This window comes from Nonomuraea sp. NPDC003709 (assembly GCF_040610775.1).
GTDB lineage: Bacteria > Actinomycetota > Actinomycetes > Streptosporangiales > Streptosporangiaceae > Nonomuraea > Nonomuraea angiospora_A.
This window is the reverse complement of the sequence record NZ_JBEXMW010000029.1, coordinates 100,851-124,099: the sequence shown is the minus strand read 5'-3', so window position 1 is coordinate 124,099 and position 23,249 is coordinate 100,851. Positions and strand designations below refer to the sequence as shown.

The following is a 23,249-nucleotide window of genomic DNA, read 5'->3' as shown; positions in this document are numbered from 1 at the left end:
TGCTCCGATTTATCCGACTTGGGCGAGTTGCCATTGCTGGTGGGTGCCTTCCCGTGTCGACGTGTGCGTCAGGGGGTGGTGAGGTCGAAGCGGCGTACGGTGACCGCGCCGCCGAGGGACTGGGTGGCGTAGTTGAAGATCCCGAAGCGGTAGCCCATGAAGAACTGCCAGGCGTTGTTCAGGGTGAAGGCCGGGCCGAGGCCGACGAAGTTGCTGCCGTCGGTGCTGTAGGAGAAGCGGGCCTGCCTACCGGAGCCGGGCCTGATGTCGGCGTTGACCCGCAACCAGATCCGGCCGCCTGAGATGTTGGCGCCGGCCGCCTCGGTGCCGGTGCCGGTGGTCTGCCAGGAGCTGTTCATGGTCAGCCCGTTGGTCATCACGACCCGGTTGACGCCGTTGTCGCGTTTGACGCCGATCCAGGCCGACTGGTCGCGCAGCATCGCCAGCCCGGCGCGGTCGCCGTTGGCCAGCTGCGAGTAGTCGAGCTCGATCGTCGCCGTCGACGACGGGCCCTGGATGCGGTGGGTCAAAGTATTCCGGGCGTTGTAGAGGTCGTTGGTGACCGTCGCGGTCTGCAGGCGCAGGCCGTTGCCGGTGGAGAAGCGGCTGGTGTCAGGGTTGTGGTTCCACTCCCAGCGGTGGCCAAGGCTGCCTGAGGTGAAGGTGTCGGGGCCGATCATGGAGGCCACGGTCCGGCTGGTCTGGATGTCCGGCTTCGGGTAGTTGACGCCCCACCCGCCGTTGACGGTCTGGATGGTCGGCCAGTCGTCGGTCCAGGTGATCGGCGCGAGCGCCGGGACCCGGCCGCCGGGGTAGGCGTCGACGAACGACATGTAGTACCAGGCGCCGTTCTGGGTCTGGACGAGCCCGCCCTGGTGGGGCACGCCGCCGCCGGAGATGGGCCCGGGCATGTTGAGCAGGACCTGGCGCATCTCGTACGGGCCCCATGGCGAGGTGGAGCGGAGCACGTACTGGCCGTTGGCGGGGCGGGTCAGCCAGATGTAGTAGTAGCCGTTGCGCTTGTAGAAGCGGGAGCCCTCCAGGGTGCCGACGTTGCTCGGGGTCTGGAACACCTGCTGGGAGCGCACCTGGCTGAGCCCGTCGGCCGAGAGCTGGGCCACGCTGATGGTGCTGTTGCCGTAGGCGACGTACATGGTGTCGTTGGTGTCGATCAGCAGGCCGGCGTCGTAGTAGCAGTTGTTGATCTGGGAGCGCTTGGTCCACGTGCCGTCGACGGCTGAGGCGGTGTAGACGTAGGTCCGGTTGAACTCGACGCAGCCGATCCAGTAGTAGGTGCTGTTGCTGGGCCGGTAGTTCAGGGTCGAGGCCCAGATGCCCTTCACGTACGCCCGGCCGCCGTTGAGGTCGTAGGCGGCGGAGTTGAAGTCGAGCCTCGGGACCGAATGTCCGGCGTACTCCCAGTCGACCAGGTTGTAGGAGCGCAGGATCGGCGCGCCCGGCGAGTAGTGCATCGTCGAGGCCGAGTAGTAGTAGGCGTCGCCGACCCGGATGATGTCGCCGTCGGCGAAGTCCTGCCAGACGACCGGGTTGGTGTAGTCGCCGCCCGGGTTCGGGTCGCTGCCGATCGGGACGAGCTGCCACTGCTGGTTGTCGCCGCCCCAGTCGTCGTACTGGACGATGCCGGCGTTGTCGGCGGTGGAGGCGCCCTGGACCTCCAGGGCCTTGGCGCTGTTGCGGTTGATCAGGCGTACGTAGCCGCCCGCCGAGTCGGCCAGGCGCCACTGCTGGTTGGTGCCGTTGTGGTCGGCCCACTGGACGATCGCGCCGCCGTTGGCGGTGGAGGAGTTGCTGACGTCCAGGACCTTGCCGCTGTTACGGGACTTGAGGCGGTAGTAGCCGCCGCCGGAGTCGACGAACTGCCATTGCTGCTGGTTCTGGTTGTTACGGGTCCACTGGGTGATCCGGCCGCCGTCGGCGGTGGATGCGTTGTAGACGTCCAGGGCCTTGCCGCTGTTGCGGTTGACCAGGACGTACCACGCGTTGGTGTCGACCGTGGCGGCCGACGCCGTGGGCGTGAGGAGCACGCCTACGAGAAGCAGAGACGAGAGCACCGCGAGCACGCGCCTCACAGGAACCTCCAGAGGTTGTTGTTCGAGCCGTTGTCGTCGGCGAGCACGACCTGCGAGCCCTGGGACGTCCCACCGAGCCCGAGGACCCGGCCGCCGTTGGCGCACTGGACGCGGAAGGCGGCACCCGACCCGTAGCGCAGCCGCCAGCGGTGGTCGTCGGTGCCGCTGTCGGCCCACTGCGTGACGCGCGAGCCGGAGGCGGTGCCGCTGTTCTCCACACTCAGCACCTTCTGGCTGTTGGAGTTGCGCAGCCGCAGGTAGCCGCCGGTGTCGACGATTGCCGTCCACAGGTGGTCGGCGGTGCCGGTGTCGCCCCACTGGACGACGAGCGCGCCGTCGGCCGTGGACATGCCGGTGACGCCGAGCACCATCCCGGTGCCCACGTTCTGGATACGCCGCGCACCGTTCGGCACGAACCGCCACTGGTTGTCCGCGCTGCCGTTGTCGGAGTCCTGGACCACCGGGGCCCCGTTGGCGGTCGAGCCGTTCTGGATGCCGAGCAGCTTGGAGCTGTGGACATTACGGATCTTGACGGAGCCGTCGCCGACGTCGCTGATCGTCCAGCGGTGGTCGGCCGTGCCGGTGTCACCCCACTGGAGCACCCGGGCGTTGTCGGCGGTCGACATGTTCTCGACGCCGAGCACCTTGCCACTGTGCACGTTGCGGAACCGCAGGCCGTCACCGTCGACGACCGGGACCCAGTCGTGGTCGGCGGTGCCGTTGTCGGTCCACTGGAGGGCCAGGCCGCCGTCGGCGGTGGACATGTTCTGGATGCCGAGGGCCAGCCCGCTGGCCGCATTGAGCAGCCGGAAGCTCGCCGCGCCGGTACCGCCCTGACCACCGGTGTTCCAGTAGACGACGTAGTTGTGGTCATGGGCGTCGTAGAACGGCCCCAGCTGCACCGACGCCCCGTTGGCCGTGGCCGTGAAGGCCAGGGACGAGGTGCTGGTCCGGGTGATCGATGAGGACGTCAGGGTCGGGGCCGACGAAAGGCTGGTGTTGCCGTAGTTGCCCGACAACACGACCGGCCCGTAGGTGACGGCTTGCACGCCGGGGTTGTCGTTGGCGGCCTTCGTGACCACCCGCATGGGCAGCCGCACGGTCACGGTGTCGCCCGACGTCCACGAGCGGGTGAGGTCGGCGTAGGTGCCTGGCGTGGTGGCGATGGTCTGCTGGACTCCGTTGACGCTGACCGTCGCGCCCTGGGTCCAGGCCGGGATGCGGATGCGCATCGCCCACGATCCGCTCACGTTGCCGGTGACCTGCAGCGACGTGGTGTCGTCGACCGGGTAGGACGTCGTCTGGGTGACCGTGATGCCGCGTTGGCTCCAGTTGAGCGTGGAGGGCGCGAACAGGTTCACGAACAGCGTGGTGCCGTTGTGGAAGTAGATCGAGTCCATCAGCTTGGTGTTGGTCTCGATGCCGGTGCCCTGGCAGCACCAGAAGGAGTTGTAGTCCGTGCTCCAGGTGCCGCCGCCCCAGGCCGGGCCGACGCCCCGGCGTCCGCTGGGGTTGAGCGGGGTGAAGTAGGTGACGTGCCCGCGTGCGTCAGCCGGGTTCTGCTGCCCGACCAGGTGGTTGAGCAGGGCGTTCTCGTAGTAGTCGAAGTAGTCGGCCCGGGTCGGCGACAGCAGCCACAGCTCCCGGGTGAGCTTGAGCATGTTGTAGGTGTTGCACGCCTCGCCGGTGTCTCTGGTCAGGTGGGCGGCGATCGCGTTGGGGGCGCGGAAGTGCTCGGCCTGGCTGTTGGAGCCGTTGGCGTACGTGTGCGCGCCGACGGTGATGGACCAGGCGTTGGCGGCGATGTCGCGGTAGCGGGTCGTGCCCGTGGCCTTGTACTCGCGGGCCGCCCCGATCCACTTGGGCACCTGCGTGTTGGCGTGCAACCCGTTGAGCTGGTCCTGGCCGGCGGCCAGCGGGTTGAACACGGCCGCGTGGTCGAACCGCTGGGCCGTGGTCAGCCAGCGGGAGTCGCCGGTCATCTGGTACACGTCCGTCAGCACGGCGTTCATGCCGCCGAACTCGGTGCCGAGCATGGCCTGCATCTGGCTCGAGCTGAGCCGCGACGTGCGGGTGTCCACCCACGCGGCCAGGGCCAGCAGCACGGTCCGGGCCTGGGTGTTGCCGATCAGCCGCCACACGTCCAGCAGCCCGGCCAGGGTCTTGTGGATGCAGTAGTACGGCACGTTGCCATTGGTCAGGGTGCGGTTCTCCACGGCCGTGATGTCCGACTCGGGAAAACCGGACAGGTAGCCGCTGGTGAATCCGGCAGCGCCGTTGTTGGCCTGGCATTTGGCCAGTTCCGCCACCATGTAATTGGCCTTGTCCCGGCAGGTGGTGTCGCCGAGCACCGCGTAGGCCTGCGCCCACGCCGTCAGGAAATGGCCCTGCATGTGGGACCGGAACGGGAAGCTGGGCGCGTCCCAGCCGCCGTTGGCCGCCGCGCCGTTGGTGGACAGGCGATGGTTGGCCCGGAAGACGTACAGCAGCCGGTCGACATCGACGAAGCGCAGGTAGCTCAGGGTGCGGTTCTGGTTGTCCAGCCAGCGGCCGGTGGTCAGCCGGACCTGGCCGAGGTCGAACTCGTAGGCCGAGACGCCGATGTCGGATCTGGCCCAGGGGAGTGCGGCCAGAGCGGAGGGCGTGCCGATTACCTGGCCGGCGGCCGAGAACGCGACGGTCGCGCCCGCGGCCTGTAAGAGCCGGCGACGGCTCAAGGACATGGGGGCTCCTTGGAGGTGGGGGGCGGTGACCGGCGTCCGCCGGTCACGTGTTCACCAGGTCAGGCCCTCGAAGGCCGTTCTTGGGCGATGTGTTAGCGTTAACACATCGCTGGTGAGCGAACCGTAGCCGTCATGGCTCCTGTGTCGTCGTGGGGGACGAGAGGGGACATCCAGGCCTCCGTTACCGAATCGCAGAGGGCAACCTGTTAGCGCTAACAGTCGATCCTTGGCCTACTCCGTTGAGCGCGTTGTCGCGGAGTACATCCGACGGTCAGGCCCGGCGTCAACGAGGGGCGCCCTCGCCGACCTGGGCGTTGCCGTCGGAATGCCTTCCCGCCTGGAGTTTTGCCTCCAGGGAGATCGCGCCGTCCTGCTCGTTCATGTGAAAGTTTCACAGAAGTTACGCGTTGGCAATAGGGTAACTTGCGGCAGATCGCGAATTAAGTTACTGACCTGGAGTCGAGGCGCGGACGATCGCCTTGGGCCTGGCGCTGCGCTCAGGTCGCCGCTCATCGGCAACATGCTGCCGGCCTATGGCTGCGCTACCGGCGCGCCCGGCACCCTAAGTGATCTTAGTTAAGTTTCGTCCCTGAGCGGTTCGCGACCACCGGGAACCCGCAGTTCTCGGTGCTGCCCGCGGCGATGGCGGTGCCGAAGTAACGGCCGCTCTGCGCGGCTGCCGCGCCGGGCGGGGCTCCGCAGCCTCCATAGGCAGATCATCGGACAGGAGCGTGCGGGAACACCCGCAGGACACGACGTCACGTTCACGGGGAACGTGCACCACAAGGGCGTCGTTACAGCGCCCCCTGTCGCGCACCACCGATCTGACAGGGAAATCGCCTCGGGAACTCAGTGTGGGAATCTCGCCGAAACTTGTCAATCGAACGGTGAAAATTTTCGGCGACGCCGTTCGACGCTTATGCCCCTTGTAGTGGTACTACGGTCGATCAGGTAGACCTGAAAGTTTCGGCCTAACCGGCCGTGCGAGACCTCAGCTGAAAGTTTCATGGCGACGCCCTCGTCGATCGACTGCGGCCTTGCCCGGGAAACGCCAGGTGAGCGCGCTCGGCCTCCGTCTCCTTTGATCCGCTGCCGGCCCGGAGGCTCTTGACATTACCTTTCTGTCTCGTATTTGCTCCGTGAGGCCACCACCTCCCACCGGCCCTCCGAGGAGGAGTTCGACGAGCAAGCTGCTTGTTAGCGCTAACAACTGGCATTGGCCGAGCGGGCGCTAACGACCGCAGCCGAGCGAGATCCGCGCAGGCACCACACACCAGGCCGCCGGACGCTCCGTGGCCGCTCCCCGTCCCGTATCGGCGCAGTCGGCTCGCGAGCGTCGGCGACTCGGAAGTACGGGCCCGTCCGACGCGTCTCCGCCAGGACGGCAGCCCCACAGAGAGGCCGAACACGTGAAGAGAAGGGCAGCGAATGAAACCGCGTCCTAAGGCGTACGCCACCATAGGAGCCGGCGTGGCGGCTCTGGTCGCTGTCGTGGCCGCCGCACTGTCCATGTTCCTCACCGTTGCGCCGCGAGCGTCGGCGGCGGCCCTGACCGAAGTGACGAACTTCGGAGCCAACCCCGGCGGCCTGCGGATGTACCTCTACGTCCCCGACAGAGTGGCCGCCCGGCCCGGCGTGCTGGTGGCGATGCACGGCTGCAACGGCTGGGCCCCGGGCTTCCACCAGGGCACCGAGTTCGCCTCGCTCGCCGACCGGTACGGTTTCATCGTCATCTACCCGCAGGCGAACAAGAGCGCCAACGGCATGTCGAACTGCTTCGACGTGTGGTCGAACGAGGCCCTGCGCCACGGTGGCGGCAGTGATCCGGTGTCGATCGTCTCCATGACGGCCTACGTGCTGCAGCGCTACAACGGTGACCCGGAGCGGGTGTTCGCCACCGGCTTCTCCTCCGGCGCGATGGAGACCAACAACCTGCTCGCCACGTATCCGGACGTGTTCAAGGCCGGCGCGCCGTTCTCCGGAGTTCCTTACGGCTGCCTCGGGCCCGCGGGATGCGGGGACAAGACGCCGCAGCAGTGGGGGGACCTGGTCAGGAACGCCTACCCCGGCTACACCGGGCCCCGGCCGCGCGTGATGGCCTGGCACGGCACCGCCGACTCCGTGCTGCCGTACACGATGCTGCAGGAAGAGGTCGACCAGTGGATTAACGTGCACGGACTGCCCCAGACTCCGGCCTCCACTGACAGCCCGCAATCCGGATGGACCCGGCGAGTCTTCGGCTCCGGGCAGGTCGAGGCGTACACCATCACCGGCGCCGGCCACGATCTGCCGCACGCCGGGATGGCCGTCTACGCCATCCGCTTCTTCGGGCTGGACGGCGGCTCGTCCACTCCGACGTCGACTCCCACCGTGCCCGGTGACGGCACCGGGCCGATCAGGGGAGTGGGTTCCGGACGTTGCCTGGACGTTCCGAACGCTGCCACCGCGGATGGCACCGCAGTGCAGTTGTGGGACTGCAACGGGCGGGACAACCAGCAATGGACCGCCACTTCGGCCGGCGAGATCAGGGTCTATGGCAACAAGTGCCTCGACGCGGCCGGGACCGGCAACGGTGCCAGGATCCAGATCTACTCCTGCTGGGGCGGCGACAACCAGAAGTGGCGCGTGAACTCCGACGGTTCCATCACCGGTGTGCAGTCCGGGCTGTGCCTGGACGCCGTGGGTCAGGGCACCGCGAACGGCACCCGGCTCCAGCTCTACACCTGCCACGGCGGCGCCAACCAGCGCTGGACCCGTACCTGACGCGCCGCGGTCCGCAATCCGGAAGGTGATCATGAAACTTCGGTTCGAAGTCTTACCCGGGCGCGGCGCGCTTGTGATCATGGCGCTGCTCTGCCTCGTGACGATGATCCCTGGCACGGCCAGGGCGGACAACCCGATCGTCCAGACCATCTACACCGCCGACCCCGCTCCGCTGGTGCACAACGGCCGGGTGTATCTCTACACGGGACACGACGAGGACGGCTCGACGTACTTCACCATGAAGGAGTGGCGGGTCTGGTCGTCCGCGGACATGGTGAACTGGACCGACCACGGCTCGCCGATGAAGGTCGCCACCTTCAGCTGGGCGAGCGCGGACGCGTGGGCCGGCCAGGCCGTCTACAGAAACGGCAAGTTCTACTGGTACGTACCGGTGAAAGACCGGGCGAGCGGTCAGATGGCCATCGGCGTCGGGGTCTCGAACAGCCCCACCGGGCCTTTCACCGACGCCATCGGGCGCCCGCTGGTCAGGAACGGTGAGATCGACCCCACCGTCTTCATCGATGACAACGGGCAGGCCTATCTGTATTGGGGCAATCCCAACCTGTGGTACGTCAGGCTCAACCCGGACATGATCTCGTACTCGGGCAGCCCCACGCAGATCCCCCTCACCACCGCGGGCTTCGGCACCCGTACCGGCAACACGAGCCGACCGACCCTGTACGAAGAGGGACCCTGGGTCTACAAGCGCAACGGCCTGTACTACAACGTCTTCGCGGCGAAATGCTGCTCAGAGTTCATCGGTTACTCGACGGCCCCCGGCCCCACCGGGCCCTGGACCTACCGCGGGACGGTCATGCCCACGCAGGGCAGCAGTTTCACCAACCACCCCGGAATCATCGACTTCAACGGCGGGTCGTACTTCTTCTACCACAACGGTGCCCTGCCGGGCGGCGGCGGCTTCACCCGCTCGGTCGCCGTGGAGAAATTCACCTACAACGCCGACGGCACCATCCCCACGATCAACATGACCACGACCGGAGCACCCCAGGTGGGCACGCTGAACCCCTACGTCCGCCAGGAGGCCGAGACGATCGCCGGGGAGTCAGGCGTGGAGACCGAGCCCTCCAGCGAGGGCGGCATGAACGTCGGCTGGATCGAGAACGGCGACCACATCAAGGTCAAGGGCGTCGCCTTCGGCTCCGGCGCGACGTCCTTCACCGCGCGGGTGGCCTCCGCGACCAGCGGCGGCCGGATCGAGCTCCACCTCGACGGTGTCAACGGCACGCTGGTGGGGACCTGCACCGTGCCGGGAACCGGCGGCTGGCAGACGTGGACGACCGTCACCTGCCCGGTGAACGGCGCGACGGGCACCCATGACCTGTACTTCAAGTACACCGGCGGGAGCGGCAATCTCTTCAACGTCAACTGGTGGCAGTTCACCGGCGGTACTGCTGCCGGCGGGAACCTGCTGACCAACGGCGACATGGAGAGCGGCACGACGGGCTGGGGCGCGTCCGGCGGAGCCCTGTCGTCTGTCACCGGCGGAGGAGGTGCGGCGCAAGGCCCGGCACCCGCCAGGACTTCAATCCCACGGTGACCGTGGCCGAGTGGATGCAGGAGTTTCTGCGGCGGAAGCGGAAGCCGCCCGCGCCGGCGGCGACCCCGAGGAGCAAGCCAAGGTCCGGTGCCGGCGGCCGGTGTCGCCAATCGAGCTCAAGCCAGTGGGGGTCCGCACTCGGATCCCGCTCGCCCCAGGGCACGCCGCCGCCCTCAACTCACGCCCGCGGAAGGCAACATGGTCGTCTTGTGGAGCCCGGGTCGAATCCACCTGGGTCACTTCGACCATGTCACCGTGCGCGGCCACCTTCGCCGCGAGCGGCGGGCCGAAGGGTGGTGTGCCCACCCAGGCCTGCCGCTCCCGGCAGGGTCAGCCCCGTCACACCCGCGATCGCGAGCAGTCGGGTCAGCACCTATGTCGGCATTTCACTCACTGACCGAGAACCCTCGTGACCGCGAGCGCGTGGATCGAACCGTCGTCGGTGAGCGCGAACAGCAGGTCGCCGCTCACCGACAGCGCTGACGCCACGCCGCCGCCCAGGTTGTACTCGGACAGCTTGCGGCCGGTCGCCCGGTCGATCGCTACCACGCGCCCGTCCCAGGTCGTCGCGTAGACCACGGTCTCGGTCACCAGCGTGTGCATCGCCGGCGACCCGGGCCCCGCCGCGGTGCACCCGGCGGCGACCCGCCACTTGTCGTCCATCGGGCTCTCGCCTGGAAGATAGCCGAGAGGTGTCTCCCAGACGGGCGTGGCGGGAGTGGCGGTGGCGGTGTCGTATGCCCTGACAACGCCGTCCACGCTCGCGACGTACGCCATCGAGCCCCTGGTCGCGGGGCTCGTCACCGGCGGCGGCCCCGGCTCACAGGCGCTCGCCGTGCCGAGCTTGGCGTGCCAGCTGACCTTGGCCCCGTCCTGCAGGTCATGTCCGCGGACGCCGGAGGAGGTCGCGGTCACCAGCCCCGTGTCGGTGAAAGCGGGCGAGGACTGGGTGAACAGGTCGCCTCCCGTGTCCACGGTGGACAGCTGCTTGCAGGTGGTCAGATCCATGGCGATCAGGGACTGGCTCGATCCCGAGTGCAGGTAGGCGGTGGTGGAACCGGGCCGCCGTACGGCGACACTGTGGAACTCGCCCCAGCCCGCAGGGGCGCCGAACCCGCCGGGCAGGGCGTCACCGGTCTTCGCGTCCCGGCAGAGCACCTTGTCCCACGCCTGGTAGACCGCCACCATACGGTCCGGCAGGTCGAAGACGCTGACCGGGCCGCCCGCCCGGCCGTAGCGCCGTACGGTCGATCCCGCGACATGCTCGTCGTCGATCGTCTCCCACACCACCTTGCCCGTTCTCGTGTCGAGGGCGTAGACGCGGCCGACGCCCGTGGTGAGATACACCTTGCCGGCGTGCACGGTGGGGAAGGACTCGGCGTCACCGTCCAGGTAGGTGCGCCACACCTCCGTGCCGGTCGCCGCGTCGTAGGCGAGCATCATGCTGTACGGCGAGTCGAACGCCTGCGAGGCGACGATCACCTTGCCGCCTGACACGGCGGCGCCGTTGAGGTGGAACTGCTCACCGGTGCTTGCCGCCCAGCGCAGGCCGAGCCGGGCGCCCGGGTCGCTCTGGGCCGATGAGCGGGCCTCCTCGTCGCCACCCTGCCTGGTCCAGTCCTGGCCGAGCCGGGGCTGGTTGAGCCGGGCGTCGGCGACCACGTCGAAGGCCGTCTTGACCGTCGGCCAAGGCTTGCCCGCTGTGTCCACGACGGCGAGCTCGGCTGCGTATGAGCCGGGGTGCAGCCCGGTGATCCTGGAGCTGACCCTCGTCCAGGACACGTGTGCCTGGGGGCATGGCTCGGTGGAGCCGCCCGGCGGCGTGTAGCAGTTGACGCGGCCATTGGGCTTGGTTTCTCGGCCGAACTCGAGGTCTCGCCCGCGCCAGGCCACCTTGCCGTTCTTGCCGCGGACGATCAGCTCCGCCGTGGCCGGGGTGCGGCCGTCGTCCTCGGCGTAGATCTCAAGGGGGACGCCGCCCTTCGCCCCGTGCACGCTGCCATCGGCCGGGCTGACCAGTGCGACGTCGTCGTCCACCTCGAACTGACGGTGCGTGCCGGCGACATAGCCGACGTCCTCGTTGCGCCGGGTGTCAGGGTCGTCGGTGATTCCGCGGAAGTCGAGGATCTTGTAGTCGGGCCTGGCGGAGTCGATGCCGTAGACGCCCATGTTGTTGACCTCGACCGACCTGGCGAACGCGCCCCTTCTGTATTCGGCCTGCTGGTTGTGGCCGGCGGCGAACATCCGCACGTCATACTTGGCCAGCTCGTCGACGATGGGCTGCATGCCCGCGCCGGGTCCCCAGCGGGTGAACAGCGAGCGGTGGGCGAACACCAGCACCTGCTTGCCTGTCGCGTGCCTGCGCAGGTCCTCGCGCAACCACTCCAGCTGCGGGGTCAGTCCTCCGGCGTCGTAGTTGTCCTCCAAGACGACGATGTGGCGTCCGTTGCGGTCGAAGCTGTACCACTCCGGGCCGAGGTTCCTGCGCCAGTACTCCAGGCTGCCGCCGTACCCGGTGGAGGTCGCCGTGCCGCCGACGTCGTGGTTGCCGATGACGGGATAGTACGGGTGGCCGAGACCGCCCTTGCGAAGGCCCTCGCGCAGAATGTCGTAGCCACCCTGGCGGCGTGGTTCGGCCGCGTAGTCGGTCACCGTCAGGTCGCCCGTGGTGATGGTCATCGTGGCGCCCTGCACCTCCGCCATCGCCTCGACCTGGCCCTGCCAGCGCGGCAGCGCGCTCTTCGCCTCGTCGTCGCTGCGGTTGCCCACCTCGACGTCGGAGACCATCAGCCACTTCTCCGCGGGGTCGGCGGCGTTGGAGTCGGGGACCAGCGCGAAGTCGAGCCCCTTCAACGGTCCCTGCCCGGCAGGAACCTTACGGAAGAAGGCCGGCACGAAGTCGTCGCGCAGGACCGGTGTGTAGCCATTCGGGGAGACGACGCTGACCAGGTCCGTCTCCCTGCGGTTACGGTCGACGGGCAGAGTGTAGCCTCCGTCCGCTCCCGTGGTCGCCCAACGGGCGCCGTCAGTGACGGACACGCCGGGCAGTCCCTTCTCATCGGCGTCCCGGACGCCGTCGCCGTCCTGGTCGGTGAAGACCGTCCCTTCGACGGTCACGACGTCGGAGCCGGCTCCGGCCAGGGTGAACGTGACCGGGGCGGTCAGGGGTACGTAGCCGTCGTCGGCCAGGAAGTACGCGGTCCACGAGCCCTCTCCCAGAGCGCCGGTGCCCAGCGTGACGGTTCCCTCGGCGAGCGGCGCGTACACCCAGGTCTTCGAGGCGACGGAGCCCGGCTTGTCATCGGCGCCGTAGATGCCCACCCAGTTGCGTGCGTTCGGCTTGTCCGTGGTGTAGCGGAAGGTGATGGGTTGGCCGGTCTTCGGATCGGTGGTGGTGAGAGCGAGGCTGCCGACCGAGGCGTTCACGCTCTGTGCCTGCGGGCCGTCCGTGGCGGCCTGCGCGGTGCTCGGGGCGAGTGCCGCGATCACGGTTGCCGCCGCCACGGCTCCCGCCCATCTCGTACGACGGCGCAGCCACACGAGTCCGAAGATTGCCGGCGCCAGGCCGAGCACCGTCAGCATGACGGGCAGCGACGGCAGGGGCGGCCAGGTCAGGGCCGGCGCGTGTGAACCGGTGCCGTCGACAATGGGTCGCGCGGGGGTCACGGTCGACGTCACGACGTCGAACTCGGCGAGGATCTGCGACAGCCCGCCCGCGCGCAGCAGTGGGCCCAAATCCATCCGATCCACCGGGCACGACCATGCCAGTTCGATGACCACGCCTTCTGGGATGCCGCTGTTCTCGCCTGACACGCCATGTGCGCTGACGGGGCAATTGCCTCCAAGCAGACCGGCCGCCCATGCGCCGGCACGGTCGGGGGAGATGACCTCTCTGTGCACAACCAAGCGACCGCTTGTCTTCCCGTCGCTGGTGCTCAGGACCAACTCGCCGTGGGTGGGAATCGGATGGGAAGAGGCTGGACCAGCGCAGACTCCTAAGGTGAAGGCCAGTGCTGCGGCGAATGCGGCGATGGCGCGGACGTATCGCGATAAGGAAAGAGACATAAGGGACATGTAAGAAAACTAGACAAGTTGCTCCTCGAGAATCGACCCTCGGCGCAGATGTTCACCCCTTTCATCCCATGGGTTCACTGGCGAACACCGGACGTCGGCCTCACCCGCGGGCGACCCGGCTCGCCTGCCTACTTGAGGGTCTTGTGCAAGAAGGTGCCGACGGTCGCGGCCGTGACCAGTCCGCCGACCGGATCGACGGCGAGTCCCATGGGGACCTGGCCACCAAGGGATTGGTGGCTGCGGGCCGTCCGGAATGTCCCTGGGCCAGGGCGGGTTGAAGCACGTGTGAAAAAGATCGGGTTTCTGAGCTTCGGGCACTGGTCGTCCTCGCCGTACTCGAAGGCGCGCAGCGCGTCCGACACCCTGCTGCAGTCGATCGAGTTGGCCGTGGCCGCCGAGGAGCTCGGTGCCGACGGCGCCTACTTCCGGGTCCACCACTTCGCCCAGCAGCTCGGGAGCCCGTTCCCCCTGCTGGCGGCAGTTGGCGCGAGAACGAGCCGGATCGAGATCGGCACGGGCGTCATTGACATGCGGTACGAGAACCCCCTCTATATGGCCGAGGACGCCGGCGCGGCCGATCTCATCGCGGAAGGCCGGCTGCAGCTCGGCATCAGCCGCGGGTCACCCGAGCAGGTGATCGACGGCTGGCGCTACTTCGGCTACGAGCCGGCCGAGGGCGAGACCGACGCGGACATGGCGCGCAGGCACGCCGAGGTCTTCCTCAAGGTGCTGGACGGCGAGGGATTCGCCAAGCCGAACCCGCGGCCGATGTTTCCCAACCCGCCCGGCCTCCTGCGCGTCGAGCCGCACTCGGAAGGGCTGCGCGAGCGGATCTGGTGGGGTTCCAGCTCGAACGCGACCGCGAAGTGGGCCGCCGGGCTGGGCATGCACCTGATGAGCTCCACCCTCAAGGACGACGAGAACGGCAAGCCGTTCCACGTCCAGCAGGCCGAGCAGATCGCGGCCTACCGGCAGGCATGGAAGGAGGCCGGTCACGAGGGTGAGCCGCGGGTCTCGGTGAGCCGCTCGATCATGCCGATCGTCAACGACACCGACCGCGCCTACTTCGGTCACGAGAGCGGCAGCTCCGACCAGGTCGGCTTCATCGACGCCACCACCAGGGCCATCTTCGGCCGCACGTACGCCGCCGAGCCCGACGTCCTTGTCAAGGACCTGGCCGCCGACGAGGCGATCGCCGCGGCCGACACGCTGCTGCTGACGGTGCCCAGCCAGCTCGGCGTGGACTACAACGCCCATCTCCTCGAATCGGTCCTGACCCACGTCGCCCCCGCGATCGGCTGGCGTTGACCTTCAGCCATTTGACGCTGACGGCGGACAACCTTCCGTGCGACACCAGCTGGGCCTTCCGTTACGTCACCGAGGAGGACGTTTTCCTAGAAGGGATGTCCGACCGGCACCGCGGCCGGGGCGTCTCCCTTGGGGTCAGAACTGGATCGGCGAGGTCGAGACGAACCGGGCGGTCAGGTGCGGGGGAGCATATGCCACCCACAGCGACGCCGGCCGGGCGAGACTGGCAAAGTCGTCGCGGCGTACGGCGCACCGCCACACGTGCAGCCACAGCCCGTTGGCACAGTCGAGCACCCCGCCAGGTCACCGGCGCCCACGGCGTGCTCGATGTCGTCCAGAGTGGCCGGCAGCGAGTCCGGACGGCGCCATCCGTATGCCCTACGGCCTCCACAGTGAGGAGACCGCCTTCCCCCACCTAGTCAGTCCCTAGCCGCCAAAGTCCTGAAATAAGGGCTGATCCAGTGGTTTACGCAGAGTTTGGCTGTTCGTCAGCTCCGGGTAAATCACGATCTTTAGATTGCCCGGGTTGGGGAATCAAGCAAAGGGGACCGACATGGCGGCGATTCCCCCCGCGGTCCGGGCCCGCGGGATCATCAAGACCTTCGGCGAAGTGCTGGCCCTTGACCATGTCGACCTCTTCGTGATGGGTGGGCAGATCCACGGGCTCGTCGGGCCCAACGGCGCGGGGAAGACCACGCTCCTTGGCCTGCTGCTCGGCCTGACGGTCGCCGACGGCGGCAGACTGGAGATCCTCGGTGCGCCGGTGGGGCGGACGCTGGCCGTACCCGATGGTGTTGCGGGTTTCGTCGACGGGCCTGGGCTGTATCCCTCGCTCACGGCTCGCCAGAACCTGACGGCGCTGGCCTCGCTGCGGGAGAGCGCCGTCGACGCGAGTGAGGCGCTGGAGCAGGTCGGGCTCACCGACGTCGCCGACGACCGGGTCCGTGGCTTCTCGCTGGGCATGCGTCAGCGGCTGGGGCTGGCCGCCGCGCTGCTCACCCGGCCGCGGCTGCTCGTCCTGGACGAACCGGCCAACGGCCTCGATCCCGCCGGCAAGCGGCACGTTCACCGGGTCATCAGCGCGCTGGCCGCCGACGGAACCGCGGTGGTCCTGTCCAGCCATCGGATGGACGACCTGGCCGCGCTGTGTTCGGAGGTGACCATCCTCGCCACCGGGCGGGCCGTGTTCTCCGGTCCGGTAAGCAAGTTGGCCGCGGAGAGCGGCGACCTGGACTATCGGCTGGTCACCACCGACCCCGATGCCGCCAGGGAGCACGCGGCGCAGACGCCCGGGCTCCGCCTCGTGCCGGGCCAGAACACCGACGTCGTCGTGCACGGATCGACGTCCTCCCTGGACGAGTTGATCGCCCGCCTGGTGACAGCCGGGGTCGCGCTCAGGGAGCTGGGACCGGTGGTGCCACCGCTCGAGGCCGCCTTCCTGAGGCTCACGGAAACGGACCCTTCATGACAGCGACCGTCGCAGAACCCCGGGCCGCCGGCCCCGCTCCCTTACGGAACGGTTACCGGTTCGAGCTGGTCAAGTTGCTCTCCCAATGGCGGATCCGGCTGCTGCTCCTGGTCTGCTGGCTCGGCCCCGCGGCGTTCGTGGCCGTGGTGAGCCTGCAGAGCTCACTCCCCACCGACACGGTCTTCGGCCGCTGGATGAACGCCACCGGCTGGGCGGGATCACTGGTCGTCCTGGACTTCGCCTGCACGTGGGCGCTCCCGCTGCTGACCTCGCTGGTCGCCGGCGACGTGTTCGCCGTGGAGGACCGGCTCGGCACCTGGCGCCACCTGCTGGTGGCCGTACGGTCCCCGCGCCGCATCTTCGTGGCCAAGAGCTTGGCCAGCCTCACCGTCATCCTGCTCCTGGTGATCGGGCTGACCGCCTCCGGCATCGCGGGCGGTCTGGCCGCCGTCGGCAACGGGCAGCTCGTCGGCCTGGACGGCCGCATCATCGCCCCGGGGGACGCGGCAAGCACGGTCCTGCTCGCCTGGGCCTGCGCGCTGGCGCCCACGCTCGCGTTCGCCGCGGTCGGTCTCCTTGGCTCGATCGTCCTCGGCCGCTCTCCCATGGGCCTGCTGATGCCCGCGCTGCTTGCCCTGGTGCTCCAGCTCGCGCAGTTGCTCCCGCTGCCCGCGGCGGTACGGCTGGCGCTGCCGAGCGAGGGCTTCCTGGCCTGGCGCGGACTCTTCACCGCCCCTGTGCAGACCGGCCCCCTCCTCATCGGCCTGGCGGTGAGCCTAGCCTGGGCGGTTGTCGCCACCGCCCTGGCGTACCGGCTGTTCCTGCGCCGGGACTTCACCGACCTGAACTACGACGGGTCGGCCAGGAACATCCTGTCCGGGGTCCTGCCGCTGACCGCGCTGACCGTCCTCGCCTACGGCGTGATCGTCGTGGCGACCCCGGCCACCGGCTCGGGTATCGAGCAGGCCAAGGTGCAGGACTCGCTCGCCACGGCCTTCGCCCACCTCTACCGGCTGCAAACCCGCGAGCTCGGCCGCCCCGACGTCACCGAGGCACAGCTCCAGGCATCTGCCTCCTGCGACAAGGGCGGCTCGCGGGTCGCGGACGAAGGGCCAGGCAACGACTGGCGGTGCGTCGTGTCCTGGCACCTGCCGGGCGCCACAGCCCTCGGCAACGCCATCTACCAGCTCGACATCACCTCGGACGGCCGCTTCATCGCAGACGGTGACGGCCCCAAAGAGGTCAACGGCTATTTCCAGGTCCGCACTCCCATCGGGGACGCTCCCAACCCCCTGTGGCAGTTCGACGTGAACATCGATCTGCTCACAAGCACCGTGAAGGGCTGATGAACCATGCACGTCACACGTCGGCGCATCACCAAGAGCCACCGCCGGCTCTTGGCGTGGCGTTCCAGCCGCCGGGCCCGCGTCGCAGTCGCGGGCTCCGTAGCCATCGCCGTCACCGGCGGCGGCATGGCCTACGCCTCCACCGAGGGGTTCGACTCCAACCTGGTCGGCACCACGTACAAGGACGGCCTGCAGCTCGCCAGTGACCAGATCGTGAAGTCGATCGGCCGCCGCCTGCTCGTGGACAACGGCAAACTGCTGGCCTCGACCATCAGTCCGGACGGCCGCTTCCTCGCCGCCCTCACCAACGACCGCTCGATCGCGCTGACCATCGTCGACCTGCGGGCGTACAAGGTGCTGCAGCAGGCGGGCACCGCCACGACCGCCGGGGTGCGCATCTCCGGCAACGACGTCGGCCAGGAAGGTCCCGCGTACTCTCCCGACGGTAAGACCCTGTGGTTGCCGCAGATCAACGGCTTCAACCGCTTCCCTGTCAACGCCGATGGAACCCTGGGCCAGCCGACGTTCATCACCATCGCCGCGCAGGGCGCCATGAAGGCGCTGCCCGCACAGGCGGTCTTCTCCACCGACGGCACGACCGTGTACGTCGCCGTCAACGGCCAGAACCGCGTCGTGGCCATGGACGCGGCCACCGGCGCGATCCAGCGGAGCTGGACAGTGGGCACGGCGCCACGCGGCCTGGCCATGGTCGGCGGCAAGCTGTACGTCAGCAACGAGGGCGGCCGCCCGGCCAAGCCCGGCGAGGCGACGATGAACTCCTACGGCACCCAGGTGCCTGCCGACCTCGTCACCGGCGCGACCACCACCGGCACCGTCAGCGTGATCAACATCGCCGATCCCGCGGCCGCGGTCACCTCCATCGACGTGGGACTGCACCCGACCGCGCTGCACGCCGCCCGCGGCGCCCTGTTCGTCACCAACACCTTCGACGACACGGTCTCGGTCATCGACACCGCCCGCGACCGGGTCGTCCAGACGATCGCCACCCAGCCGTGGCCGCAGTCGCAGGTCGGCTACGCCCCCAGCGGAGTGACCCTGACCAGGGACGGTCACCTGCTCGTCACTCTCGGCCGGGCCAACGCGGTCGCCGTCTACCGCTACAGTCGCGCGCAGGAGCCCGTCAGGTACGTCGGCCTGCTCCCGATGGATTACTACCCGGCGGAGGTGACCACCGTCGGCGACGAGGTGATCGTCACCAACATGCGCGGCATCGGCGAGCGCGGCCCGACCCGCACCATCGACAAGGGGCCGGGCACCGTCCCGGCGACCGGCCACAACACCCACGACTCCACCGGCACGCTGCTCCGCTTCAGGCTGCCCGACGACCGGGCGATCGCCAGGTCCACGGCCACGGTTTTCGCCCAGAACGGCTGGGGCGCGCACGATGTCAGGCAGGCCGAGGCGAACAAGCAGCATCCCGTCCCCGTCCCCAAGCGCCTGGGCGACCCCTCGACGATCAAGTACGTCTGGCTGATCGTCAAGGAGAACCGGACCTACGACCAGATGTTCGGCGACGATCCGCGCGGCAACGGCGACCCGTCGCTGGCGCAGTTCGGCGAGAAGGTCACGCCGAACCAGCACGCCATGGTCCGCCAGTTCGGCCTCTACGACAACACCTACGCCATCGGCACCAACTCCGCCGAGGGCCACAACTGGCTCATGCAGGCGGACAACCCCGAGTACACCGAGTCCAGCGCCGGGCTGTACCAGCGCAGCTACGACACCGAGGACGACGCGCTCGGCCACCAGCGGTCCGGCTTCCTGTGGACCGGCGCCCAGGCCGCAGGCAAGACGGTGCGCAACTTCGGCGAGTTCACCATGTTCGAGACCGTTCCTCCGGGCGCGACGTGGCAGGGTTTCTACTGCGACGCCAAGAACATGGCGGCCACCGGCCAGGACACCACCATGAAGACCGACACCCAGTCGCCGATCCCGTCGCTCAACGCGGTCACGGTGCACGAGTATCCGAAGTACGACCTGAACATCCCCGACGTCTACCGGTACGAGATCTGGAAGCGCGACTTCCAGACCAACGGCCCCGCCAACCTCAACATGATGTGGCTGTCCAGCGACCACACCGGCGGACCGCCGAACTCGGTGGCCTCGGTCGCCGACAGCGACCTGGCCACCGGCAGGATCGTCGACACCATCTCGCACAGCCCGTACTGGAAGGAGTCCGCGATCTTCGTGATCGAGGACGACACGCAGAACGGCGTCGACCACGTCGACGGCGCTCGCGGACCCGTGCAGATCATCAGCCCCTGGGCGCAGCACGGCAAGGTGGACAGCACCTACTACACGCAGATCACCGTGATCCGCACCATCGAGCAGATCCTCGGGATCCAGCCGATGAACCAGAAGGACAGCGCCGCCACCCCGATGAGCCGGGCCTTCACCAAGAAGGCCGACTACACCCCGTTCAACGTCGTGCCCAACCAGGTGCCGCTCACCGACGGCCTGGCGACCCCACCGGCCTGCGGCAACGACAATGGGACCCCCACCGCGGCGACTGCTGTGTCCTCCGACAAGCAGGACGCCATCGATAAGTGGACTGCCTGGCAGAAGGACCAGCACTTCACCGGGCCGAAGGCGATCCCCGACTACGCCAGCCCCGCGCTCATGGACCACTTCACCTGGTACCAGGCACATAACTGGGACACCCCCTACCCCGGCGAGACCAGAATCCTCACCCCGGTCGAGGTACCAGGCGGCTTCCTGCCATCACCCGAACGCGACGGTTGACCTACGCCGAACGGCGACAGCCTTGCCACCCGCAGCGGCGGGTACGGCTTCGGCCCCAAGGACAAGCAGGGCTGTCGCCAGGTCTCCCAGGAGCGTCAGCGTTCTCGATCGATGACGTCGTGGAAGACAGCCCAGGGATGGGGGATCTTGTTGCCTCGGTCGCGGTATCGGGTGACCGGGGTGGAGGCGATATCGAACAGTTCGATCCCGTCCGCCGTGGGTCTACGCCACCGGCCGGTGTGGTCGGTGAGGCGTTGGCGGACGTCGGTCCACCTCCAACGGAAGGTGAAGATCATCGACGTGGATCAGCGGAAGGTGACACGCACCCTTTTCCGGCTGTGGCATGACCCTCTACGTGCCCGTGCTGACCCGCCCCCCACCAGCACGATCAAGACCCTCGCTGTCACCCCGGACGGCTCGGCGGTCCTCGCCCTCGACGGCAGGGGCCGCCTGCGCACCCATGTGCGCTCAATTCGGCCCGCTGTCCGAAGCAGACCGGAAGGACCTTCGTTGCTGTCGGCGGGCGCCTCAATCCTCACCCCAGGTCCAGCAAGCGCACAAAGTGACCGCGATCAGGCGCGCCCGTCCGGCGTCGCGGGCGGCCAGGACCAGCGGCTCGACCTCTTCGGCGAAGAACGTCTGGAAGGCACGCATCCATGGCGGGCCGCTCGATACGAGATCGGCTCCAATCATCTTGGCCAAGGCTTCGGGCCGGCGAGGGAGCGCGGCAAGATTACACCGTCGAGACCCTGGGCCCAGGCTGCGCAACATGCTGGGAGAGGCGGTGAACGTGTCACACGTGAAAGAAGAGATCATCTTGCTCTGACCTGCAGGACAAGGCCGCCAACCCACGATAGCAATCGCAGGTGGTGGAAAGCTTGATTCTCACCTGTCGGGGTGTGCTGCAGGACCCCCGTGTCCACCGGACGGTGGACGGCAGGTACGACCGGACGGTGCTGTCGCCCGCGCACCCTGCCGGACCAGGCTTGACGCATGAGCGAACTACCCGTGCGGGCCGCGTTGTGGAGCGCCCGGCACCCCTGGCGCGCGATCGTCGGCTGGCTGATGTTCGTGGTCCTCTGCCTGGGCGTCGGCATGACGCTCGGCACCCGCGCCGCCGCCACCGAGGATTACCGGGTTGGCGAGGCCGGCCGCGCCGAGACCATGGCCGCCGAAGGAGGGCTGCAACGCAGGCCCGAGGAACAGGTGCTGATCACCGGCCGCGACGGCGCCCGGCTCGACGCCGCCGCGCGGGAGGTCAGGGCCAGGATGGAGCGGCTGCCCCAGGTGGAGGGCGTGGCGGCGCCCGCACGCTCCGCGGACGGCGGGTCGGTCATGGTCCGGGTGACGATGCGGGGCGCCGAGCTGGACGCCCAGAAACACGTCGATCCGTTGGCCGCGCAGACGGCGGCGGTCCAGGCCGCCTTCCCGGACCTGCGCGTCGAGGAGACCGGCGCCCCCTCCATCAGCAAGGGCGTCAACGCCCAGCGCGGCGCCGACCTGGCGCTGTCCGAGGCGATCACCTTCCCGGTGACGCTGGTCGTCCTGCTGCTGGTGTTCGGCTCGGTGGTCGCCGCGTCGGTGCCGCTGCTGCTCGCGCTCTCGTCGATCGCGGCGGCGATGGGGTTGTCGATGGCGGCCTCGCACGTCTTCCCCGACGCCGGCGTGGGCAACAACGTGATCATCCTGATCGGCATGGCCGTCGGCGTCGACTACTCGCTGTTCTACCTCAAACGGGAGCAGGAGGAACGCGCCCGCTCCGGTGGCGGGCTCGCCCCCGAGGCGCTGGTGAAGCTGGCGGCGGCCACCTCGGGACGGGCCGTCGTCGGCTCCGGGCTGGCCGTGATCGTGTGCGGCGCGACCCTCTACCTGGCCGGGGACGTCATCTTCTCCTCCCTGGCGACCGGCACGATCGTGGTCACGCTGGTGGCCGTGACCAGCTCACTGACCGTGTTGCCCGCGCTGGTGGTGGTCATCGGACGGCGGCGGGAGCGGCGGCGGGAACGTCGCCGCGGGCCGGACCGCTCCCGAGCGCGGCAGGGCCGTGTCCTGGGCGTGCTGCTGGGGTCCGCGAGCAGGCGTCCAGCGATCACGCTGGCCGTCTCGGCCGGGGCGCTGCTCGCCCTCGCTGCCCCGCTGCTGGGCCTGAGACTGTCGGACATCAGCCTGGAATCGCACTCGCGGGAGATCCCGGCCATGCGGGTGCGTGACCGGCTCGTCGCCGCGTTCCCCGAGACGAGGGTCACGCACCAGGTCGTCGTGCGCGCCGGCACCGAGCAGGCCGCGCAGGTGCGCCAGGCGCTCGGCGAGGTGGCGCGGCGGACGCGGGCCGACCGGCTGTTCGCCGGCGAGCCCCGGCTGCGCGTCTCGGCCGACCGCCGCGTCAGCGTGCTCGCCCTGTCCGTCCCGTATCGCAACGACTCACCGCAGGGGCGCGCGTCGCTGGCGCAGCTCAGGGACGGCTACCTGCCCGCCGCCCTCGGGCGGGTGTCCGGTGCGGAATGGGCGGTCTCGGGCGACGTGGCGCGGCTCACGGACTACGCCGCGCACCAGAAGAGCAAGCTGCCGCTGGTGCTCGTGGCGCTGCTGCTGGTCACGTTCGCGATGACCGTGGTCCTGTTCCGGTCGTTGGTGCTCGGCCTGCTCGGCATCGTGCTGAACCTGCTGTCGGCGGGTTCCGCGCTCGGGCTGCTCGTCCTGGTCTTCCAGGGGGCGTGGGCCGAGGGTCTGCTGGGGTTCGAGTCCACCGGGACGATCGGTTCGCGCGTGCCGCTGTTCCTGCTGGTGATCCTCTTCGGGCTGTCGATGGACTACCAGGTGTTCGTGCTGAGCCGGATCAGGGAGGCCGCGCTGCGCGGCGTGCCCGCGCGGACAGCGGTCCTCGACGGGGTCGCGGGCTCGGCGGGCGTGGTGACCAGCGCCGCCGCGGTGATGGTGACGGTGTTCGCCAGCTTCGTCTTCCTGCACTTGATCGAGATGAAGCAGATCGGGTTCGTGCTGGCGGCCGGCGTGCTGCTGGACGCCTTCGTCATCCGCGTGCTGGTGCTGCCGTCGGCGATGCTGCTGCTGGGCGAGGCGAGCTGGTGGCCGTCGCGGCGGGTCCGCTCCGCGGCTGGGGACGTGCGGGGGAGCGCGCCCGCCCGCGTAGGTTGAACC

The 23,249-nt window shown here is 68.8% G+C and carries 12 protein-coding genes; 7 read left to right on the top strand and 5 right to left on the bottom strand.

Translation table 11 applies throughout. From position 1 onward, the window contains the following. Positions 1-68: 68 nt before the first annotated feature. The gene (locus ABZX61_RS54975) at positions 69-2,090 is read right to left on the bottom strand and encodes a family 43 glycosylhydrolase (RefSeq protein WP_355208421.1); all 2,022 of its coding nucleotides are present in this window, start codon (positions 2,088-2,090) and stop codon (positions 69-71) included. Next, positions 2,087-4,813, bottom strand: coding sequence for a beta-L-arabinofuranosidase domain-containing protein (locus ABZX61_RS54970; protein ID WP_355208419.1), 2,727 nt, complete (start codon positions 4,811-4,813; stop codon positions 2,087-2,089). Before ABZX61_RS54970 ends, ABZX61_RS54975 begins: the two co-directional genes overlap by 4 nt. A gap of 1,428 nt (positions 4,814-6,241) precedes the next feature. Between ABZX61_RS54970 and ABZX61_RS54965 the strand changes: the two genes are divergently transcribed. Further along, positions 6,242-7,576: a PHB depolymerase family esterase gene (locus ABZX61_RS54965; protein ID WP_355208416.1), complete on the top strand. Its 1,335-nt coding sequence runs from the start codon at positions 6,242-6,244 to the stop codon at positions 7,574-7,576. Positions 7,577-7,607: 31 nt separating this feature from the next. After that, positions 7,608-9,134, top strand: a complete 1,527-nt coding sequence (locus ABZX61_RS54960; protein ID WP_355208414.1) for a glycoside hydrolase family 43 protein — start codon at positions 7,608-7,610, stop codon at positions 9,132-9,134. Positions 9,135-9,524: 390 nt separating this feature from the next. Here the strand turns inward: ABZX61_RS54960 and ABZX61_RS54955 are convergent, their stop codons facing one another. Beyond that, positions 9,525-12,875 carry a PQQ-binding-like beta-propeller repeat protein gene (locus ABZX61_RS54955; protein WP_355208411.1) on the bottom strand — a complete coding sequence of 1,117 codons (3,351 nt, stop codon included), beginning with the start codon at positions 12,873-12,875 and terminating at the stop codon, positions 9,525-9,527. Positions 12,876-13,493: 618 nt separating this feature from the next. Between ABZX61_RS54955 and ABZX61_RS54950 the strand changes: the two genes are divergently transcribed. After that, positions 13,494-14,516: an LLM class flavin-dependent oxidoreductase gene (locus ABZX61_RS54950; RefSeq protein ID WP_355208408.1), complete on the top strand. Its 1,023-nt coding sequence runs from the start codon at positions 13,494-13,496 to the stop codon at positions 14,514-14,516. A gap of 135 nt (positions 14,517-14,651) precedes the next feature. On the opposite strand, the gene ABZX61_RS54945 is transcribed toward ABZX61_RS54950, so the two are convergent. Then, positions 14,652-14,810: a hypothetical protein gene (locus ABZX61_RS54945; protein ID WP_355208406.1), complete on the bottom strand. Its 159-nt coding sequence runs from the start codon at positions 14,808-14,810 to the stop codon at positions 14,652-14,654. Positions 14,811-15,069: 259 nt separating this feature from the next. Between ABZX61_RS54945 and ABZX61_RS54940 the strand changes: the two genes are divergently transcribed. Genes ABZX61_RS54940 through ABZX61_RS54930 form a run of 3 tightly spaced genes read left to right on the top strand, consistent with a single transcriptional unit; the run spans position 15,070 to position 20,093 of the window. Next, entirely contained in the window at positions 15,070-15,984 is a 915-nt protein-coding gene (locus ABZX61_RS54940) for an ABC transporter ATP-binding protein (RefSeq protein ID WP_355208400.1), read from the top strand. Next, positions 15,981-17,330, top strand: a complete 1,350-nt coding sequence (locus ABZX61_RS54935; RefSeq protein WP_355208398.1) for an ABC transporter permease — start codon at positions 15,981-15,983, stop codon at positions 17,328-17,330. The genes ABZX61_RS54940 and ABZX61_RS54935 overlap by 4 nt, the downstream gene beginning before the upstream one ends. A 6-nt stretch (positions 17,331-17,336) precedes the next feature. Next, a complete protein-coding gene (locus tag ABZX61_RS54930) occupies positions 17,337-20,093 on the top strand; it encodes a bifunctional YncE family protein/alkaline phosphatase family protein (RefSeq protein ID WP_355208395.1) in 2,757 nt (918 codons plus the stop codon). 528 nt (positions 20,094-20,621) lie between these two features. On the opposite strand, the gene ABZX61_RS54925 is transcribed toward ABZX61_RS54930, so the two are convergent. After that, positions 20,622-20,747, bottom strand: a complete 126-nt coding sequence (locus ABZX61_RS54925) for a hypothetical protein (RefSeq protein ID WP_355208392.1) — start codon at positions 20,745-20,747, stop codon at positions 20,622-20,624. A 339-nt stretch (positions 20,748-21,086) separates the two neighbouring features. Here ABZX61_RS54925 and ABZX61_RS54920 point away from each other — a divergent pair, with 339 nt between their 5' ends. After that, positions 21,087-23,246: an MMPL family transporter gene (locus tag ABZX61_RS54920; protein WP_355208389.1), complete on the top strand. Its 2,160-nt coding sequence runs from the start codon at positions 21,087-21,089 to the stop codon at positions 23,244-23,246. Positions 23,247-23,249: the final 3 nt, after the last annotated feature.

Coding starts and splice junctions, on each gene's coding strand:
- ABZX61_RS54970 (WP_355208419.1), bottom strand. CDS start 4,813: ATGTCCTTGAGCCGTCGCCGGCTCTTACAGGCCGCGGGCGCGACCGTC.
- ABZX61_RS54965 (WP_355208416.1), top strand. CDS start 6,242: ATGAAACCGCGTCCTAAGGCGTACGCCACCATAGGAGCCGGCGTGGCG.
- ABZX61_RS54960 (WP_355208414.1), top strand. CDS start 7,608: ATGAAACTTCGGTTCGAAGTCTTACCCGGGCGCGGCGCGCTTGTGATC.
- ABZX61_RS54955 (WP_355208411.1), bottom strand. CDS start 12,875: ATGGATTTGGGCCCACTGCTGCGCGCGGGCGGGCTGTCGCAGATCCTC.
- ABZX61_RS54940 (WP_355208400.1), top strand. CDS start 15,070: ATGGCGGCGATTCCCCCCGCGGTCCGGGCCCGCGGGATCATCAAGACC.
- ABZX61_RS54935 (WP_355208398.1), top strand. CDS start 15,981: ATGACAGCGACCGTCGCAGAACCCCGGGCCGCCGGCCCCGCTCCCTTA.
- ABZX61_RS54930 (WP_355208395.1), top strand. CDS start 17,337: ATGCACGTCACACGTCGGCGCATCACCAAGAGCCACCGCCGGCTCTTG.
- ABZX61_RS54925 (WP_355208392.1), bottom strand. CDS start 20,747: ATGCGTGCCTTCCAGACGTTCTTCGCCGAAGAGGTCGAGCCGCTGGTC.
- ABZX61_RS54920 (WP_355208389.1), top strand. CDS start 21,087: ATGAGCGAACTACCCGTGCGGGCCGCGTTGTGGAGCGCCCGGCACCCC.